The following is a 16,786-nucleotide window of genomic DNA, read 5'->3' on the forward strand; positions in this document are numbered from 1 at the left end:
TCCCGTTTGCGCCTATTGCTCCTCTCCAACAATCGCAAGCCGTTCCGCGAGAACTGCAGCCTGCGTCCGGGAACCGACGCCCAGCTTCCTGAAAATCGTGGAGACGTGCCCCTTGACGGTCTGCTCCGCGATATTCAGTTCGCCGGCAATTTCCTTGTTCAAACGTCCCTGAACGATCATCGACAGGATGCGCATTTGCTGGCCGGATAACCGCGCGAATCGATTTGCAAGATCGAGATCGCCCTCCGCAATCGCGCCACGCCCACCGATGTTCGGAGGAATCCATATTTCGCCACCCAATATGCGGGATACGGCTTCCGCCATCGTCGGTAAGCTCAGTGATTTCGGGATATAGCCCGACGCGCCATATGCGACCGCTCGGCGGATCGTCGTCGGATCCTGCTTGGCTGAAATGATGGCGACCGGCAGCGTCGGATGTTGCGCCAGCAGCATGAACAGGCCGGCGAAGCCTCGCACACCTGGCATGTTCAGATCCCATAGCACGAGGTCGATTTCGCCCGCATGCAGCGTCAGTGTTTGCAGCACCTCGTCGAGCGAGTGACACTCCAGCACCTCGATATTCTCGATGACGCTTCCGAGAGCGGTGCGCAATCCCGCCCGAACAAGCGGATGGTCGTCCCCGATGATAATGCGTGTCGTCATATCAGCCCTTCTTCCATCCCGTCGTTCTGCTTGTGAAGCCGCACGCTGGACAGGAAACGTCGCAACGATGCCGGCTTCACAGGTTTGAGCAGGAGTTCGCAGCCGAGCCCGCGAACAGCCTCGTGGGTTTCGGGGCTGCGGTTACCGGTGACGACGAGCGTCGGCACGTTCAGCGTTTCGTTTTGCAACTTGCGAATGAATTCAAGCCCCGTGCGATGACCATCAAGGTGATAATCCACGAGCGCGACGTCGGGCTTGTGTTTCCGGGTCAGCAATAACGCGGCTTCAATCTCGTTAGCTTCGAGCACTTCATGCCCCCAGCTTTTGAGCAGAGCCGAAAGGCTCCGCAAAACATCGTGCTCATTCTCCAGGCAAAGAACGATCAGGGAATCTCCGGCTACAAGACGCGCCTGTTCTTCCTTCTCACGTTGTGGTGCGGGGCCGTTTGCAACAGGCACGTCCACCGCGAAACAGGAGCCTCGGCCCACCCAGGAACGCACATCGATGTCGTGTCCAAGCAAACGGCAAACTCGTTGCACGATCGCCAGTCCCAACCCCGCACCTTTCTCACTTTGCGCTCCCGATTCAAGACGCAGGAATTCCTGAAAAATCCTGCCCCGATTTTCTTCCGAGATGCCCGGACCCGTGTCCCATACCTCGACGCGGAGCGTGTTTCCCTTCCGCCTGCAGCCCAACAGCACCCTGCCCGTTGTCGTGTAGCGGATCGCATTGGAAAGAAGGTTCTGGATCACACGACGCAGCAGATGCGGATCGCTTGTTACCGTGGCAGAACACGACACGACCTTAAGCTTGATCTCTTTCTGCGCGGCGAGCGGCGCAGCCTCCATCGACAGATCAGACAATAGATCGTTGATCGCGAAGTCGACCGGCTGGGCGCGGACAGTCCCGGAATCATACGCCGACATATCGAGAAGCGTATCGAGAAGATGCCCGGTCGAGTGCAACGCCTTGACGGCGTTCTGGAGCAGATCGCGCTTGTTCTTTTGATTGCGATCCGGAAGTGCGTCGATACGCAACTCCTCGTCCAAGGCTGCCAGAAACAGACGCGCTGCGTTCAAGGGCTGAAGCAGATCGTGACTGACTGCGGCGAGAAACTGGCTTTTTCCCTGATTTGCACGATCAGCCTCGGCTTTAGCCCGAGCCAGATCTTCAGTCCGCTCCATAAGCCCCTCGTTCGCCAAACGAAGCGCAGTAGCGGACCGGTGCCGCTCAGTGACATCCGTATAAGTCGAGACGTATCCGCCGTCTGGAATGCGGTCGTACACGATCTCAAGCACCGTCCCGTCATGTCGGGCCCGTTCGTACACGTAAGGCCAGCGCTGATGATTGAGGTCGCGGTTGACAAGAAGCGCCCTCAGATCCCCCGGTCCGTACTCGCCGCGCTCCATATTGAAGGCGATCAGTTCGGAGAGCGTTCCTCCGACGCGAATGATGTCTCTGGGAAGGTCCAGCAGTTCCAGAAAGCGGCCGTTCCATGCCGAAACGTTCAAATCCTCGTCGAACACGCAGATGCCTTGAGGGACGCTCTCCAGCGCGCCTTGCAGCACACGGCGGTTAAACCGCAGCGCTTCCGAGGCCTCGTCGAGCATCGCCATGGCCGCGCGGCGGGAGAGCGAATGACCTTCGAGATAGGCCGCGACCACAACTCGCGCCGAAGCCGCTCCGATCGCACCGGCCAACAGGTTCTCGGTAAAACGGATTGAATCGACATCAACGAACCCTCCGGCATCGAGCCGGACATCCCCGCCCGATTTGCGTGCCGCTAGATATCCGTCGAATGCCGCAGATCCCCGTTCCGGGCCGACAAACCGCATGGCCAGCGATTTGAGATCTTCAAGACGCAGCACTACAGAGCGCGCGTTGCGCGGATGCAGCCCGCGTATCGCGCCCGTTGAAAACAAAACGGCCTGATTGCGTTCGAGCGTGGATTGCGAGCCGAGATACGAGAGCGCGACGAAGACCAATACGTTGGCGCTCAGGCTCCAGAGCGCGGCATGGGATATCGGGTCAAGCCCATCAATTCCGAACAACGCATGCGGCCGCAACCATGAAATTCCGAACGGCCCCTCTTGCGCGATTAGCAAAATACCGGGCCACATCGACCCTGCAGACGGCAGCAGCAGCGTGTAGGCCCAGATACATAATCCCACGGTGATGCCGGCTGCGGCACTCAGCTTTTTTGCGCGTTGCCAGAACAGACCGCCGATAAAGGCAGGCCCGAATTGCGCCACGGCAACAAACGACAACAGCCCGATAAGGCTCAACGGATAAGCCTTATCCACGGTTCGATACATGAGATACGCCAGTCCGAGGATCACGACGACAGCCGTGCGCCGGACTGTCAACAGTATCGAGGACACCGGAAGATCGCGGATGAAGCCCGGCATTCCGGTCCTGAACAAAAGCGGCATCACCACATCGTTGCAAACCATGGTGCTGAGAGCGACCGAGGTGACGATGACCATGCCCGTCGCAGCAGACAGTCCGCCGATGAAGGCGATGAGACTGAGCACCTGATTTCCGGAATCGACCGGCAACGTAATCACGAACAGATCCGGATCGACGCTTTTTCCAAATCTCAGCAAACCGGCTGCGGCGACAGGAAGAACCGAGATGCTGAAGATCGCGAGATAAAGCGGATAAAGCCAGCCCGCCGTTTTAACGTGCCGCGGCGAATGGTTCTCGACGACCGAGACATGAAAGGCTTGGGGCAGACATAGGAAGGCAATGAAGGACAGTATGACGTTGCTGATCCACGCCGGCTGCAGCGGATCGAACCGCAACAACGTATGCAATTCCGGATGAGACGAAAATTCGGTGATCAGGCCGCCCACGCCGCCGAAGAATTCGAAGACGACGAAAATCGCGATGACAAGAAACACCGCGAGCTTGACGAGGCTCTCGAAAGCAACGGCAAGCATCAACCCGCGATGATGCTCGCTCGAATGAATATGGCGGACGCCGAAAACGATCGAGAACAGCGCCATGGAGGCCGCCACCCCGAACGCCGAATCCTGCAGAAATCCCTTGGCCTGGTACGCGGCGCGTTCAGGAATATCCACGAGCACATCGAAGCTCGTGCCCACAGCCTTCAATTGCAAAGCAATATAGGGCAGCACACCGAGCGTTGCCGCGATGGTCACGAAGGCGGCGAGAAGCTGACTTTTGCCGTACCGCGCCGCGATGAAGTCCGCGATCGAGGTGACGTTTTCGGCCTTGGCGATCTCGATGACTCGGGTCAGAATCTTTCGGCCGAAGACGAGCACCAAAGTCGGCCCGACATAGATAGAGATGAATTCAAACCCGTTCAGGGTGGCGCGGCCGACCGATCCGTAAAAACTCCACGACGTGTTGTAGATCGCTAACGTCAGAACGTATGCCGCCGCCGCGAAGCGGGAGCTGATCGCAGGAAATGACCCGTCCGCCGCCTTCCTGTCAGCCCACCAGGCGATGACGAAAAGCGAGCCGATATAAATCGCGGATGCTGTCAGTATCCACCAGGATTCCAAGATCCCCCACCCTCAGCCCATCCCCGGAAGGATTCCATCAGGCTGAATTCCCGCATGCAAGCCCAACTATGAGAACGCCCGCACTTTGAGTGCGGTGCGACAAGGCGACGGCTCTATTCCGGCCTTCCGGTCCGGGCAGCATTCCAATGAGGGTACGGCTCCCCGGCAACGGAAAATGGTACGCATATCGACCCGACGAGCGGGCAAAGCGGCTGATGTATCACGGTGATTTCTCCCCATCCGGTGCGCCTGTTGCCGGCGCATCCCGGCCCGATATACACGGCGGGGTCCTACAAGGCGTCACCTACATTCCGTCCAACGGACCCACCTACTTTGGTAGGGCCATGCCCGCGGGAAGCTTGGAAAGGTGACGCAATCAGGCGGCACGAACGACGGAGAGAAACTGGTCGACCTGAAGCCGCAAGGACTCTGCCTTACCCAGCAAATCCTTGGCAAAACCGGAGACCACAGATGATGCCTTGCCGACTTCACCGGAAGTATCCGTCAACTCCATGATGCGCGCAGTGATATGGTCGGCGCCTTTCGCAGCCAATGCAACACTGTCCGAAATCGTTCGCGTCGCGGCCTGCTGCTCTTCGACCGCGCTCGCCATGGTGGCCGCCGCGAGATCGACGTTGTCGATAGTCGAGCCGATTTCACGAATGGCTTGCACCGCGCTGTTGGTGGCATCCTGAATGGCGGTCACCTGACTGCCAATGGTCTCTGTCGCTTCGGCCGTCTTGTTCGCCAGTTCTTTCACCTCGGAGGCGACGATAGCAAACCCCTTGCCTTGCGCACCAGCCCGCCCCGCTTCGATCGTCGCATTGAGCGCGAGCAGATTCGTCTTGCGCGCGATCTGATGGATCAACATCACCACCTCGTTGATCCGCGTCGCATCCTGCGCCAGACCGTCAATCGTGCGATTGGCGATCCGCGCGCTTTCGGCAGCACTCGACGTCATGTTGGACGAAACCTGCATCTGTCTCGATATCTCATGGATGGTGCTCGAGAGTTGTTCGGCCGAGCTTGCCATCGTCTGCATCTGTTGGCTGGATTCCATCACGCTATGAGACGCCGAGAGAGCCTGCTCATTGGCGCTTGTAGACGAGAGCGACATGCTATCGGCCGCCGCGCTCAATTCATTCGCAGATAGAACGAGCGTCTGGATCAGCGCTCGGACCTCGGTATCGAAACACGTGACCGCGCTTTCGAGCGCTGCACCGCGCTGACGCTGGCGTTCGAGCGATGCACGCTTCTCCTTCTCCAGTCCTTCGTTGCGAACCGCGCTTTCCTTGAACACAAGAACCGCGCGCGCCATCGCCCCGATTTCGTCGCCGCGTTCGGCGCCTTCGACGTCGGTGGAAAGATCTCCGGAAGCCAGTCTCGACATCATATCCGTCAGGCGGGATATCGGCTTCTTGATCGCCGCAGTCAGCTTGAGCGTCACCGCGGTGAGAGCCACGGCGAAAAACAGGATCAGGATCACAGACCCCCTTCCCGCAGAGGAAATTTTCGAGATGAAACCATCGAAGGTCTCGCTGCGCGCGGCGTCAGACTCAGCACCGAGTTGTTCGATCGCACGGTCGAGGGCAGAAAACGCATCTTCGGCCGGCGCCATGAAAGTCAACCCGAGCGCGGCGTCGGAGGCCATCATCTCGGCTGCGCCCGTCGCCTGTTCATCCCATGTCTTGATGCCGGTATCGAGACGATGCGCCGCCTGAGAGTCCGTTTGGGCCAGCACATCGCGTTGCTTGCGCACATCTTGAATGAAACGCGCAAGCTCGTTTCGCCGCTTGTCGATCGTGCCCGCATTTTGTGAGTTCGCCGAGTACGCCGCGATATCGTATAGTTTGGTTTGAGCGCGGCTGATATCGGAGCGGAGCTTGGAGACCTGTTGCGCACGTGCAAACGCTACCTGATTGAGATACTCGACATCCGATCGCAGGCTTTGCAGGATCAAATAGGAGCCGAAGGCGAGAGACGAGAGCCCAAGCACAGCAAAAAAAGGCGCAATCGATAATTTCTTCGCAAGAGATGCGTTTGCAATCCAGGCTTTCATCTTTCGCCTCGGCTTCATATTCATTTTTTGAAAATATTACTTGTAAATTCCGACGCCGCAGATCTGATCGCCGATGCCGCGAACGAACGAAGTTTTGGCGTCAATCTTCTTGGTGGTGGGATTCATCCACATGTAATCAACCCACCCTTCCTTCTTGTCGGCAACGACCTGCTTCATTTCCCCGCCGAAAAGCTTTCCGTTCGCGTCCTTGATCTGCAGCAGGTCACGCCCGATCAGAGCCGGGTTGTTGCCGTGAGCCGTCCAGTGGCCGTCGGTCTTGTTGAAACAGAACAGGTAAAGGTCGCGGTCTACGAAATTGGTCTTGTCGTTTGTGAAATCGGCCAGCGCCTTTTCCTTACCAGCCTCTTTGTAATGTTTTTCGGCCTTGTTCATCAGCTTGACCGCATCTTCCGCATTTCCCTTGTCGGCAGCAGATGCGGCACCGATCTGCAAACATGCGGCTGCAGCAAGTACGAAAAAAAATTTCGAGCAATTCATATTCGGCTCTCCATTCGAGGCGGTGGCCCTCTCGACCATCCGCACCGATAAACTCTTGGAGCGCCGTTAAACGCAGCTTAATAACATACCTCTCGACCCCCATACCTTAGGTCCGAAAGTGCTCATACAATATGGGGATGCCACATCAGGACTCGCCATGATGTTTCGGACATGTCTGCCTTCATAAAGCAGCGCGGCTCACATCATCCGAGAAAAGACGACACAAGCTGCGTGAACTTCGCGGCTGCCTCGACATTTGAAATGTGCGCGGCTTCGATGATTTCCAGTCTTGCGTTTGGAATTTTCGACTTCAACAATTCGGCAGCTGGAATGGGCGTCGACTTGTCATGTTCGCCAGCGATAATCAACGTCTGGCACGCGATCTGCGGAAGCAATTCCCGCTGATCGAGCCTGCTCAGTGTCTCGCAACAGCCTGCATAGGTAGTGGGGTCGGTCGATATCAGCATCTGACGCAGCGAAGCGACGATATCGGGATGGCTTTGACGGAATCCTTCCGTCAGCCAGCCCGCGAGCACCGCATCCGCAATCGACGCCAGGCCACTTTCCTGAACGGCCTTGATACGATTGAGCCAGTTGGTCGGATCGGCGACATAGGACGTCGTGTTCGACAGAACGAGGCGCTCGATACGCTCCGGCGCCATCACTGCCATCCACTGGCCGACGATGCCACCCAGAGAAATGCCGCACCAGTGAGTCTTATCGACGCCGAGATGATCCAGAATAGCAACGGCATCCTTGCCGAAACGCTCGACCGAATAGCCCGCGTTCGACGCTGCGGACTTTCCGTGGCCACGTCGATCATATCGGATGACGCGAAACCGCTCGGTCAGCGCTGCCATTTGCGGCTGCCACATCTCGAGCGAACATCCCATTGAGTTCGAGAGCATCAGGGATGGCGCATCTTTTCTGCCGTCCACCTGCACATTGATGGCGCAGCCATCCACATCAATAATAGGCATAACGCTCCTGGATCAGGAAAAATCGAACGGTGCGGAAGTTCTCAGGACACCCAGACGTTGGGCACGATGTCGGAGGAATATCCGCTCCGGAATGTATTGGTCGCGCCACTGGCGTCGAACGAGTGGCGATTGATCGCGCCAATATTTCCACCATAGAGATGAAGGCTGACGGACGGTTTGGACTTCAACCCGTTGGACACCTTGTGAATGTCACCGATCGCCGGCGACACCATGTCGATCGCGCCGGACTCCAGCACCTCAAGCCCGCCGGTTTCATGAAGCAGCCCCTCTCCCCACTCGTAGCGCTGGGAGACTTCCGACCCACGCAGGACCCCGATGATACCCCAGACCGTGTGATCGTGGATCGGAGTCTGCTGGCCCGGTCCCCACACAAAGCTGACCAGTGAAAAACGCTCCAGCGGATCGCAATGCAGAAGGTATTGCCGATAGCTTTTTTCGTTGGGCTCAGCGAACTGCGACGGCAACCACTCATCCTTCGCGAGGAGCTGCTGCATCAACGGGCTGGCTTTCTTGAGCATGTCTGGCTCGTCCAAACCTTCGCCCGCCAGCCGCGTCATGTCAGCGATGAAATCCCTCAAAGGTTGAATGCTCGCCATTTCGATCTTCCTTACTGTCTTGAATCTCTCATCCGGCCCCCATGCATTCAAGCCGGGTGGTTGTCGGAACGACCGAGAATCCATTGTTGAATGTCGCGGAGAAGCAGTCGCATTGTCTATTTCATTATTCTCAAGGACTTTTCTGCATTGAACAACAATCGACTGTCATCCGGCAAGATGCCGTCCTGATGCCCATTACTTTTTGAACTGCGCTCCTTCCAGCTCCAGAAATATTCGGTACGCATTCCCCCGGTTGTTACTCTCGAATGCGGGCATGTCTTTGTACTTCGACCAATCCGTCGCCGCATAGGCGGTGTCGAAATCCGTCCAGTTGGCAACCGCTTTTTCCATGGCGCCGCGAACATAGGCCAGATAATCGCGCGTGAACGAGATCGCCTCCTTGGCTGCGGCCGATGGCTTGCCGTGCCCCGGGATGATGTATTTCGGATCGCGCGCAAGGACGTCGTTGAGAGCCTTCAGCCACTGCGACGTATTGACGTCGTCGCTGTTCACGAACGGAACGCGTCCGTTCTGAACAATGTCGCCGGCAAACAGAACGCCGTCAGGCTCAACCATCATCATGATGTCGTTGCTGGAGTGCGCCGGACCCGCATAAAACAGCGAGAATCGCTTTCCACCTAGCGCAATGGTCATGCGATCGTCAAACGTCACATCTGGTGGAACAACGCGTGTCCTGTCGTTGACCCAGGGCGCCAGCGCATCCTTGCGCTGATCGAGTCTCGAACCGGCACGATCGTCTGCATTGTCCCCCTGCTCACCGTATTCTGAAGACCGCTCCTGCGCCACGATGATCGCTTTCGTATGGTCGCGGAACGCCTGCAGGCCATAGATATGATCTGCGTGGTAGTGGCTCATCACGACATATCGCACGTCCTCATGTGTCCGCTTTCGGATGTCCTGAAGCATCGCCCAGCCGAGTGATGGCGTGCCCAGCGCATCGAACGCCACAACGCCACCACCGGTCAGAACATATCCGGCATTTGACGTGTTGCCCTGGTTTTCCTTGGTAGGAATTCCGGTATTGCCGATGGTGTAGAAAATATCGTGGCCAGGGACCTGTTCGAATTGAATGGGCTGGTTCAGGGGAGCGTATTCGGCGCCTTCCTCCACCGCCGAAATCGGGCCATTCATCCCCAGCACAAACGCGATGACCACCAGCAGTTTGCCCCCGAGCTTCCGCCTCATGAACGTCTATCTCCTCGCCCTGTTTTTATATTAGCTTGTTCTAAACAAGCACTCGCGAGGTTTGCCGTCAATCGGAGCAGCCCTGCTGCGCAAGCGATTCGGGTAAGCGTCTGACGCCTGCGAGGACACACTTCGATCCAGATGTCGGAACGCAATCGGAAGGGAGATGCCTCAATCCGACGCTTGGGAGACAACCATATTCGCGCCGAGGTGGGCGCTCGCCGTCAAAAGGCGCGTCAAGCTATATGACTGGCTGGGGCGGGAGGATTCGAACCTCCGCATGGGGGAATCAAAATCCCCTGCCTTACCACTTGGCGACGCCCCAACAGATCAGACGGTGCCCCCGAGACGGGGATGCCCGGCGCGCCTGTCAGGATAGACCTGACGTGTTTCGCACCACGCGTTGTCTATAGGCACCGCGCCGTGGTTTCAACCGCCAAAAGCGAGGTTTACGCGCGAAATTGTGCTGAAATATCAGAGAAATGAGCCGTTTTGCGGCCCCACGCGCGAGCTATGATGGTTTGCAGTCGGCTGGGTAAAACACATTGAAACTTGATTGGCTCAATGGCTTTCGGGCAAAGCACCCGATACTGACAACGACAAAAATACGGTGAGGGGGAAAATGCTGGATATCTCTTTGGGCAGTGCGCTGCTGGCGGGCCTGCTCTCATTCATTTCGCCGTGCGTTTTGCCGATCGTGCCCCCCTATTTTGCCTGGATGGCCGGCGTCAGTTTTGACGATCTGCGCGATGGGAGGACCGAACGCTCCCAGTTGCGTCTGGCCGCGATCGCTATCGCATTCGTTCTCGGATTCACCACGGTCTTCGTCGCATTTGGCGCGACGGCGAGTTTAATCGGGAAGACCGTCGCGCAATATTTCGACACACTGTCCGTCATTGCCGGCCTCATCATTATCGTGATGGGCCTGCATTTCCTCGGCTTGTTTCGTATCGAATTTCTTTATCGCCAGCTCCGCATGAACGTCGACCGGAAGCCGGCCGGTTTGCTCGGCGCCTATATCGTCGGCCTGGCGTTCGCCTTCGGCTGGACGCCATGCGTAGGGCCGATCCTGGCAGCCATTCTTCTGATTGCGAGCAGCGCGGGCTCCGCCATGCACGGAGCACTACTTCTGACGGCGTATTCCCTCGGGATCGGCATCCCTTTTATTCTGGCCGCAATCTTCATGGGACGATTTATGCACTTGTTTTCCCGCTTTAAAATGCATCTTGATAAGGTCGAGAAAATCGCCGGCGGTCTTCTTGTGCTGACGGGCATCCTCTTCGTCACCGGGAAGATGTCCGAGATTTCAAACCTGCTGATCAAAATGTTCCCGGCGTTCCAGACACTCGGGTAGGAGCTGAAAATGTTGAGAACTTCGATGATGGCGGCGTGCCTGGCTCTCTTCACGCTCAACGCGGCTCACGCAGGCGAGGTCGGCGAGGATGGATTGCATCGCGAGCCGTGGTTCTCGGTGACGTTCAAGGATATCGCCGAGGACATCAAGTCCGCAGCCGCGGAAGGCAAACGTCTGGTCATCATCTACGAACAGCGCGGCTGCATCTATTGCAAAGAAATGCACGAGAAGGTGCTGTCCGACCCGGAGGTCCGCGATTACGTCCAGAAGAATTTCATGGTGGTGGAATATAATCTGTTTGGCGACGAAGAGGTGACGGACCTCGATGGCACCAAGCTCACCGAGAAAACTGCCGCCCGCAAATGGGGCTTTATGTTCACGCCGACGATCGTGTTTCTTCCCGAGACCGCGCCGCAGAATACAACCGTCAGGGATGCTGCCGTCGCGACGATGCCGGGCGCCTTCAAGAAGGGCACGTTCCTCGACCTTTTCCATTGGGTACGAGAAAAGAAGTACGAGACCGGCGAGTCCTTCCCGAACTACCACATTCGCATGTCCAAGGACCGAGCGGCGAGCGCAAACGACTGAGACCGAGGCGTTTCGACGGATATGTCAGGCACTTGCCGTTAGACAGATCGTGGATGGGTAAGCGCATCACGCGCAGATATCAAAGATCGAAATCTCAAAAAACAATTGGGCCGCCCATGCATGATGGACGGCCCATAACGGTCTCTCGACCCACAGGTCGGATGTCTTCAGGCATCCTTTGAAGGCTTGAGAAACTTGAAGTCGCACCCCTCGTCCGCGCCGAGGATTTCCTGCGCGTAGAGTTTTCCGTATCCCCGCTCCGGCACCGGCGGCTTGAACGGACCGGCAGCGGCTTTGCGCTTGGCGAGTTCTTCAGGAGAGACAAGAAGATCAATCGCACGGTTCTTTACCGACAGCCGGATGCGGTCGCCGTTGCGGACGAACGCCAGCGGTCCGCCGGATGCAGTGTCGGGCGTGATGTGCAGGATGACGGTGCCGAATGCGGTGCCGCTCATACGGGCATCCGACAGGCGCACCATGTCCTTGATGCCCTTGGAGGCGAGCTTCTTCGGAATTGGAATGTAACCCGCTTCCGGCATGCAGCTTGCCGAGAACGGACCGGCGTTCTGCAACACGAGATAATCGTCAGGATTGACGTCGAGGTTCGGGTCGTCGATCCGCTTCGCCATATCTTCCAGCGAGTCGAAAACGACCGCCCGGCCCTCACCCTCGAACAGCTTTTCGTCGGCCGCCGAACGCTTGAGGATCGCGCCCTTCGGCGCCAGGCTGCCGAACAACGCTACCAGACCGCCGACCGGCTCGATCGGATTGCTGGCGCTCGCGACGACGTCATGATCGACCCAACCATCATCGGCTGCCAGACGCTCTCCGAGAGTCTCGCCGGTGATGGTCAGGCAATCGAGATGAAGGCTGTCCTTGATCTCCCGAAGAACCGCGCCGACGCCGCCTGCCGCGAAGAAGTCTTCCATGTAGTTGGCGCCGGTCGGCTTCAGATTGACCAGCACCGGCGTCGTGTCGGAGAGTTCGTTCAACCGGTCGAGCGAAATCGAGATGCCAGCGCGTCCCGCGATAGCGGTGAGATGAATGATCGCGTTGGTCGAACCGCCGATGGCGAGCAGAACGCGCAACGCGTTCTCCACCGACTTCTCGGTGATGATCTTGTCGGGTGTGCGCCCGCTGCCGATCAGTCCAACGGCGGCGATGCCAGTGGCTTCCGCCGCGCGCAGACGATCCGCATGCACCGCCGGAATCGCGGCCGTTCCCGGAATCATCATACCGAGCGCTTCGGCGATGCAGGCCATGGTCGAAGCCGTGCCCATCACCGCGCAGGTGCCGCTGGTGGTCGAAAGACGGCCTTCAATCTGATTGATCTCGTGATCGTCAACCGTGCCTGCGCGATATTGCGCCCAGAAGCGGCGGCAGTCCGTGCAGGCACCAAGCCGTTCGCCCTTGTGGCGGCCGGTCATCATCGGCCCGCCGACAAGCTGGATCGCGGGACGTCCCGCCGAAAGTGCACCCATCAACTGTGCAGGCACAGTCTTGTCGCAACCGCCCATCAGCACGACGGAGTCCATCGGCTGGGCGCGGATCATCTCCTCGGTGTCCATCGACATCAGGTTGCGGAAGCGCAGACTGGTCGGGTTGAGGAACACCTCGCCGAGCGAGACCGTGGGGAATTCGAGCGGCAGGCCGCCCGCTGCAATCACGCCGCGTTTAACGGCGTCCAGCATTTCAGGGAAATGCCGGTGGCAATTGTTGAAGCCGGACTGCGTGTAGGCGATGCCGACCGTCGGCCTCGCCAGCATCTCATTGGAATATCCCATCGACCGGGCGAAGGACTTGCGCAAATAGAGCGCGAAATCCTTGTCGCCGTAATTGGTCAATCCGTTGGCAAGGCCACGGACAGTCTCGTCACTCATTGGTGTTTTTATCCTAGATCAGGCGCGTCTTGATGAACTTGGCCTCGAGGTAATCCTTGATGCCGATGCTGCCGCCTTCGCGCCCCATGCCGCTTTCCTTGATGCCGCCGAACGGCGATTCCGCGGAAGCGATGGCCACTTCGTTCACGCCCACCATGCCGACTTCTAGCACTTCCGCAGCCAGAGTCGCCGTCCGGAGGTTTCGTGAAAAGACATAGCCGGTCAGGCCGAAAGGCGTTGCATTCGCGCGTTCTACCACCTCTTCGAGCATCTTGAAACGCGCAATCGGAGCGATCGGCGAGAACGGCTCGTCCTGCATGATGCGGGCCTCGTCCGGCACCTCACCGAGCACGGTCGGCTCGTAGAAATAGCCGCGCAGGAAGCCGGCAGGCACCCTGCCGCCGGTCAGCACCTTGGCGCCCTTCTCGATCGCGTCCGCGACAAGCTTCTTGGCGTGGTCGAGACCGCGCGCATTCGCCATTGGGCCAAGCGTCACGCCGTCCTGATCGAAACGGCCGATCTTGAGCTGCTTGGCGACATCGACGAACACCTTCGCAAAGCGATCATAGGCGGCATCCTGAACGTAGAAACGGCTCGGCGACGCGCAGACCTGTCCGCAATTGCGGAACTTGCCGCGCGCGCAGGCCTCGGCCGCCGCCTCGACATCCGCATCCTCGAACACGAGAACCGGCGCGTGGCCGCCAAGCTCCATCGTCGCCTTCTTCACGCCGTCGGCACACAGATGCAGCAACTGCTTGCCGACCGGGGTCGAGCCGGTCAATGACACCTTGCGCACGATCGGCGACGCGATCAGCTGCTGTGCGATCCGTGACGAATTGCCGGTCACCATGTTGACCACGCCGGGAGGAATGCCCGCGTCGTGGCAGGCGCGCAAGATCGCCGCAGCGCTCGCAGGCGTTTCGCCCGCGGGCTTCAGGATCACCGAGCAACCTGCCGCCAGCGCCGCCGCGATCTTGCGCGCTGGCAGAAGCGCCGGGAAATTCCACGCCGAGAACGCCGCGACCACGCCGACTGGCTGATAGATCACCGCCATGCGGGTCGCCGCATCGCGGCCCTGATAGGCTTGGCCGAAAATGCGCTTGGCTTCCTCGCCATACCATTCGAACTGCTCGGCACAGGCCGCCCATTCGCCCTTGGCTTCGGCAAGCGGCTTGCCCGCCTCAGTCGCCATCACGACGCAGAGTTCGTCGATCCGCTCAAGCAGGATATCCGAGACCTTGCGCAGCTTCGCAGCGCGCTCCCATGGCGGAGTATTCCGCCAGGTTTCAAAACCCGTCTGCGCGGCAGCGAGCGCCTGATCGATATCCTCCGGCGTTGCATCGGGAATGTGGCCGATGGTTTCGCCGGTCGCCGGATCGAGCACACCCTTCTTCTGGGAACCCGTCCCCCAGGTCCAGCGGCCGCCGATGTAAAGTCCGTAATTGCGCTCGTGATACATGTTCGCTTCCGTTACAAATCCTGCTGCAGCCACTGGTCCTGAACGTTCTCGCACCAGTTGCCGACATTCCATTCGCCCCACGCGCCAAGCTCGCTGAGCGGATCCTCGCCCGCATAGACCGGCACATGCAGGACGCTCAGGCCCTGATGCGCGTGAGCCTGTTCCAGAGCGGCCTTGAGTTCATCCGCCGTCCAGCCGCCATGGATCGCCTTCACGCCACCGACAGCCGAGGCGAGTTGGACGTAATCCACCGGCACCGCATCGTTGGTCCGGAACTCCTTGCCGTATTGCGCTAACTGCAGGCTGGTGATGGCCGCCATTCTGCGATTGTCGAAGATCACGACCATGCCGTGCACACCGTGCTCGACGGCATCGATCAGGATCTGCGGGTTCATCATGAAGGAGCCGTCACCCGTGAAGGCAATGCCGTAGCGCGGAGACAATGTACCGGCCGCCGCGAGCAGCGCGCTGGTCGCAAAGCCCATGTAGGACGCGCCGCTTTCGGTGAAGGTATCGCCGGTCTTATCGTCTTCCACGATCTGGAAGCCGTTAGCCTGCACGTTGCCCGCATCGAAATACTTCGCTGCACCGATACGCTTGGCAAAATCAGCCACCACCTTGATGGCGGCCGGTTGCGCCAGCGCGGGGCGCTGCCAGACGGCGTCATTGATCGGCGCAGCCGCATAACGCTCGGCCTTGTAATCCGTCCATTCTTTCTTCTTCGCGGCGCACGCCTTCAGCCAGCTTTGCTTGGCGGCTTCGTTGGCCGACGTCCGGCCTGCGAGACGCTTGGACAACGCGTCGGCGATCACCGAAATGTCGCCGATCAACGCCGTGGTGTGGTTGTAGTGCGTCGCGTCGGCGATATCGCCGTTGATATTGATGACATGACGCGCGGATTTGTAGCCGATGCCGGAGCAATCCGCCTGACACACCGCGCGCGATCCGATCACGATCACGAGGTCTGCGTGGCGCATCGCGTGATTGCCCGAGATCGAACCCTTCGAGCCGCCGACATGCATGTTCTTCGGATCGTTGTCCGCTAGCACGCCCGTCGAGCCCGGCGACGTCACGACGACGGCACCCGCAGCTTCCGCAAGACGACGGATCGCGGCATCATGTCCGCGCGTGCCTCCACCAGCCTTGATCATGACGCGGGCATGCCCTTCGATCAGATCGCAGGCTTCGTCATATGCGCGCGTATCGGCCGGCGCGACAGCCGGCAGCACCGGCCGCTCCGGCAGCGATCCAAGATTGACCTCGGTCTGCACCGGCTGCGTGTTGATTGGCAGCATCAGATAGAACGGGCCGGCCTTGTAAGGATGGAACACGCGGTTTGCACCGCGACGCAGGGCTTCGCGCAGCGCCTGCGGCGTATGCAGGGTGTAGGACTCCCCCATATCCGCCGTCATGCGTCCGAACACGCCCTGTGCAGGCTTCGGCACCTGCTGCATGTTGTAGCCTTCGCCGTAGGTCGTCTCGTCACCATAGATGTGATAGACGCCGACGCCATTCGAAGCCGCCGCCAGCGATCCGGCCAGCGCCTGCAGCGCGCCCGGACCGATGGAGGTGATGACGGCAGGCGTTTCACCATAGGTCCAGCGCAGCGCCGTCGCCGCGTGGGCCATTTCAACCTCGTTGCGACAGTTGATGGTGCGCGTGACGCCTTCCGCATCGTAAATCGCCAGGACGTTCGCGATATCGGTCGAACCATGACCGAAGATCGCGAAAAACGTCCGGACGCCCTGCTTCAGAAGCCCCAGAACAAGGGCTTCGGACAGCGACAGTTCAGCCGACTTTTCCAGCGTGCCGTCAGCCAATGCATCGCTTAACGAACCGGCCTTGGCGATCGCACGGGCGCGCTTGTGCACGGCCGCTTCTTTCGACGATCCACCGGTCTTCGCCGTTTCCGTGATGCGTTCTGGCGTCACTACCGCAACGTTGCTCATGTC

General features: G+C 59.1%; 14 protein-coding genes and 1 tRNA gene. 4 read left to right on the forward strand and 11 right to left on the reverse strand.

All coding sequences use genetic code 11. From position 1 onward, the window contains the following. Positions 1 to 12: 12 nt before the first annotated feature. Positions 13 to 663 (reverse strand): response regulator transcription factor, encoded by a 651-nt coding sequence (locus tag HMPREF9697_RS06875; protein WP_002716454.1) that lies wholly within the window; start codon positions 661 to 663, stop codon positions 13 to 15. After that, complete coding sequence (locus HMPREF9697_RS06880; RefSeq protein WP_244600269.1) at positions 660 to 3,071, reverse strand: hybrid sensor histidine kinase/response regulator; 2,412 nt, start codon at positions 3,069 to 3,071, stop codon at positions 660 to 662. Before HMPREF9697_RS06880 ends, HMPREF9697_RS06875 begins: the two co-directional genes overlap by 4 nt. Between HMPREF9697_RS06880 and HMPREF9697_RS21440 the strand changes: the two genes are divergently transcribed. Together HMPREF9697_RS21440 and HMPREF9697_RS21445 are read left to right on the forward strand one after the other, a co-directional pair. Next, complete coding sequence (locus tag HMPREF9697_RS21440; protein WP_244600270.1) at positions 3,058 to 3,201, forward strand: hypothetical protein; 144 nt, start codon at positions 3,058 to 3,060, stop codon at positions 3,199 to 3,201. The two genes, HMPREF9697_RS06880 and HMPREF9697_RS21440, sit on opposite strands and share 14 nt — an antisense overlap. A 284-nt stretch (positions 3,202 to 3,485) precedes the next feature. Further along, complete coding sequence (locus HMPREF9697_RS21445) at positions 3,486 to 4,049, forward strand: hypothetical protein (protein WP_244597892.1); 564 nt, start codon at positions 3,486 to 3,488, stop codon at positions 4,047 to 4,049. Positions 4,050 to 4,569: 520 nt separating this feature from the next. On the opposite strand, the gene HMPREF9697_RS20105 is transcribed toward HMPREF9697_RS21445, so the two are convergent. The 6 genes from HMPREF9697_RS20105 to HMPREF9697_RS06910 all read right to left on the reverse strand — a co-directional run bounded on the left by HMPREF9697_RS20105 (position 4,570) and on the right by HMPREF9697_RS06910 (position 9,878). After that, positions 4,570 to 6,252, reverse strand: coding sequence for a methyl-accepting chemotaxis protein (locus HMPREF9697_RS20105; RefSeq protein WP_002716456.1), 1,683 nt, complete (start codon positions 6,250 to 6,252; stop codon positions 4,570 to 4,572). 36 nt (positions 6,253 to 6,288) lie between these two features. Next, positions 6,289 to 6,750 (reverse strand): cache domain-containing protein, encoded by a 462-nt coding sequence (locus HMPREF9697_RS06890; RefSeq protein WP_002716457.1) that lies wholly within the window; start codon positions 6,748 to 6,750, stop codon positions 6,289 to 6,291. Between the two features lie 203 nt (positions 6,751 to 6,953). After that, positions 6,954 to 7,730 carry a 3-oxoadipate enol-lactonase gene (gene pcaD, locus HMPREF9697_RS06895; RefSeq protein ID WP_002716458.1) on the reverse strand — a complete coding sequence of 259 codons (777 nt, stop codon included), beginning with the start codon at positions 7,728 to 7,730 and terminating at the stop codon, positions 6,954 to 6,956. 41 nt (positions 7,731 to 7,771) lie between these two features. Further along, positions 7,772 to 8,347: a cysteine dioxygenase family protein gene (locus HMPREF9697_RS06900; RefSeq protein WP_002716459.1), complete on the reverse strand. Its 576-nt coding sequence runs from the start codon at positions 8,345 to 8,347 to the stop codon at positions 7,772 to 7,774. Positions 8,348 to 8,542: 195 nt separating this feature from the next. After that, on the reverse strand, positions 8,543 to 9,499 hold the full coding sequence (locus HMPREF9697_RS06905; RefSeq protein WP_430642233.1) for an MBL fold metallo-hydrolase: 957 nt from the start codon (positions 9,497 to 9,499) through the stop codon (positions 8,543 to 8,545). A 304-nt stretch (positions 9,500 to 9,803) separates the two neighbouring features. Further along, positions 9,804 to 9,878, reverse strand: a tRNA-Gln gene (locus tag HMPREF9697_RS06910). Positions 9,879 to 10,175: 297 nt separating this feature from the next. Here HMPREF9697_RS06910 and HMPREF9697_RS06915 point away from each other — a divergent pair. Next, the gene (locus HMPREF9697_RS06915) at positions 10,176 to 10,907 is read left to right on the forward strand and encodes a cytochrome c biogenesis CcdA family protein (RefSeq protein WP_002716461.1); all 732 of its coding nucleotides are present in this window, start codon (positions 10,176 to 10,178) and stop codon (positions 10,905 to 10,907) included. A gap of 9 nt (positions 10,908 to 10,916) precedes the next feature. Next, positions 10,917 to 11,495 carry a thioredoxin family protein gene (locus HMPREF9697_RS06920; protein WP_002716462.1) on the forward strand — a complete coding sequence of 193 codons (579 nt, stop codon included), beginning with the start codon at positions 10,917 to 10,919 and terminating at the stop codon, positions 11,493 to 11,495. Positions 11,496 to 11,662: 167 nt separating this feature from the next. Here the strand turns inward: HMPREF9697_RS06920 and HMPREF9697_RS06925 are convergent, their stop codons facing one another. From HMPREF9697_RS06925 to HMPREF9697_RS06935, 3 genes are read right to left on the reverse strand one after another with little or no spacing between them, the layout of a single operon-like run. After that, positions 11,663 to 13,375: a dihydroxy-acid dehydratase gene (locus tag HMPREF9697_RS06925; protein WP_002716463.1), complete on the reverse strand. Its 1,713-nt coding sequence runs from the start codon at positions 13,373 to 13,375 to the stop codon at positions 11,663 to 11,665. A 13-nt stretch (positions 13,376 to 13,388) separates the two neighbouring features. After that, entirely contained in the window at positions 13,389 to 14,834 is a 1,446-nt protein-coding gene (locus tag HMPREF9697_RS06930; RefSeq protein ID WP_002716464.1) for an NAD-dependent succinate-semialdehyde dehydrogenase, read from the reverse strand. Between the two features lie 11 nt (positions 14,835 to 14,845). Then, positions 14,846 to 16,783 (reverse strand): thiamine pyrophosphate-dependent enzyme, encoded by a 1,938-nt coding sequence (locus tag HMPREF9697_RS06935; RefSeq protein ID WP_002716465.1) that lies wholly within the window; start codon positions 16,781 to 16,783, stop codon positions 14,846 to 14,848. Between the last annotated feature and the right edge of the window lie 3 nt (positions 16,784 to 16,786).

Source organism: Afipia felis ATCC 53690 (genome assembly GCF_000314735.2).
GTDB lineage: Bacteria > Pseudomonadota > Alphaproteobacteria > Rhizobiales > Xanthobacteraceae > Afipia > Afipia felis.